Source organism: Pseudomonas brassicae, from assembly GCF_010671725.1.
In the GTDB taxonomy this organism is placed as follows: domain Bacteria; phylum Pseudomonadota; class Gammaproteobacteria; order Pseudomonadales; family Pseudomonadaceae; genus Aquipseudomonas; species Aquipseudomonas brassicae.
Genome location: NZ_JAAHBU010000358.1, coordinates 1 through 2,093 on the forward strand (window position 1 = coordinate 1; position 2,093 = coordinate 2,093).

Below are 2,093 nucleotides of genomic sequence, written 5' to 3' on the forward strand. Positions count from 1 at the left end.
CGGCGCCGTACGCACGCGTTTTATCAACAGGCGCAGGCGGTGACGGTCGTGCGCCGGGTCGTCCATGGCGCGCAGCAACTGGCGCCACTGCTTGTCGAGGCGCTTGTCGATGCGCGGGCCGAGCTTGCGCAGCAGCTTCTGGCGCTGGGCCGCACGCAGGAACATCGGGAACGCATCGATGACCGCCAGCAACCGCGCCAGCTCCGCACAACCCGCCACCTGGGCGAATGTGCGCGCGCGCCCGTCCAGGCGTTGCTGCGCCGCCGCCAGTTGCCCGCGCTCGAGCAGTTGCGCCGCGAGCACCTCACGGTCACGCAGCGGCGTGGTCAACTGGCCGACGGCCGCTGCCGCAGCCTCCAACTGATCGACCCCGGGATGACCGCGCAAGGGCCGCAGCAGGCTGCGCAGACGCCGCACCGTGGTGCGCAGGTCATGCAATGCCTCACTGTCGGTATCGGCGGCCAAACGGGCCTGGCAGGCCAGCAGACGTACGTGCAGGGCCAGCACCCGGGCTATCACATGGTCGAGCATCGCCGACATGGTCTACTCCCGGCTCAACGGCCCGCGCGCGATTCGCGAATGTAGAAACGTGCCTTCTCGGCCTTCTTGGTGCAGCCCTCGAATGCCTCGAACTGTTGCTGCGTCTTGGCACCGGTCAACAGCGACAGGGCCTTGGAGTAACTGACGGTGCCGGCAAAGCCCTCGGCCTTGGCCAGGTCGAGTTCCTTCCAGGCGGCATCGAGCTGATTCCCGCAACTGTCACGGTAGGCCGTCTTGCCGGCGCAACCGCCAAGGACCAGGGCAATCAGGGGCAGGCAGATCCAGGCTTTCATCGGTGATACCTCAAGAAGAATGTTCAGATGGCACTTCGACGGCACCCAAGGCGAAAAGTGCCCTGTTCAGGGTAGCGCAGCGCTTGTCACGATTGAAGCACAGCCACCAATAGGTGCATTGTTAGCCCATTGGCGACACACACGCACAGGGAATGATCATGAGCAAACGCGTAGCACTGGTGCTGGGCTCGGGCGGCGCCCGAGGGTATGCGCATATCGGCGTGATCGAAGAACTGGAGCGACGCGGCTACGACATCGCCTGTATCGCCGGTTGCTCGATGGGCGCGGTAATCGGCGGGATCTATGCCGCCGGCAAGCTCGACGAGTACCGGCGCTGGATCGAGAGCCTGGACTACCTCGACGTGCTGCGCCTGGTGGACGTGAGTTTCCGCCTGGGCGCGATCCGTGGCGAGAAGGTGTTCGGGCAGATCCGCAAGATCGTCGGCGAGATCAACATCGAAGACCTGCGCATCCCCTACACCGCCGTGGCTGCCGACCTGACCAACCAACAGGAGATCTGGTTTCAGGAAGGCTGCCTGCACCAGGCGATGCGCGCCTCGGCGGCGATTCCGAGCCTGTTCACCCCGGTGGTGCAAGGCAACCGCATGCTGGTCGATGGCGGCATCCTCAACCCGTTGCCGATCATTCCGGTGGTGTCCAGCCACTGCGACCTGATCGTGGCGGTCAACCTCAACTCCACCAACCAGAAGCATTACCAGTTGCCGGTGATCGAGCGCCCGGCGGCGTTCAAGTTGCGCTTCGACAACCTGATCAGTTCGCTGGGCTCGCACCTGCCGTTCCGGCGCAAGGCCGCCGAAGGGCTGATGCGCATCGAGCAGGCCGCGCCCAACCCGTGGCTCAGCGATGCGGCCGAGCCCGAGGCGCAGCAGCCTGCGGCAGCGCCGCAAGCAGAAGGAGCGCCGAAATCGGCGACGGGCTCGTTCATCATCGACAACGTCGGGCCGGCCTCGTTGCTGGACCTGATCAACCAGAGCTTCGAAGTGATGCAGACCTCGTTGGCGCAGTACAAGATCGCCGGCTACCCACCCGACATTTTGATCAACGTGCCCAAGCGGGTGTGCCGGTTTTTCGAGTTCTACAAGGCGCCGGAACTGATCGCGCTGGGCCGCGAGATTGCCCGCGATACGCTGGACAACTACGAGGCCGAACGACGCTAGCCCTGCGTTGCTCCCTTCGCTGGCAAGCCAGCTCCCACAGGGTTTTGCATGCACCGCAACATTCCTGTAGGAGCTGGCTTGC

The 2,093-nt window shown here is 64.6% G+C and carries 3 protein-coding genes; 1 reads left to right on the forward strand and 2 read right to left on the reverse strand.

Going from position 1 to position 2,093, the window contains the following annotated elements:
• Nucleotides 1–540 (reverse strand): CHAD domain-containing protein (locus G3436_RS21440; RefSeq protein WP_163949210.1); only part of this gene is annotated, 540 nt, incomplete at its 3' end.
• A gap of 14 nt (nt 541–554) precedes the next feature.
• Nucleotides 555–833: a hypothetical protein gene (locus G3436_RS21445; protein ID WP_163949212.1), complete on the reverse strand. Its 279-nt coding sequence runs from the start codon at nt 831–833 to the stop codon at nt 555–557.
• 158 nt (nt 834–991) lie between these two features.
• Here G3436_RS21445 and G3436_RS21450 point away from each other — a divergent pair, with 158 nt between their 5' ends.
• Complete coding sequence (locus G3436_RS21450; protein ID WP_163949215.1) at nt 992–2,011, forward strand: patatin-like phospholipase family protein; 1,020 nt, start codon at nt 992–994, stop codon at nt 2,009–2,011.
• Nucleotides 2,012–2,093: the final 82 nt, after the last annotated feature.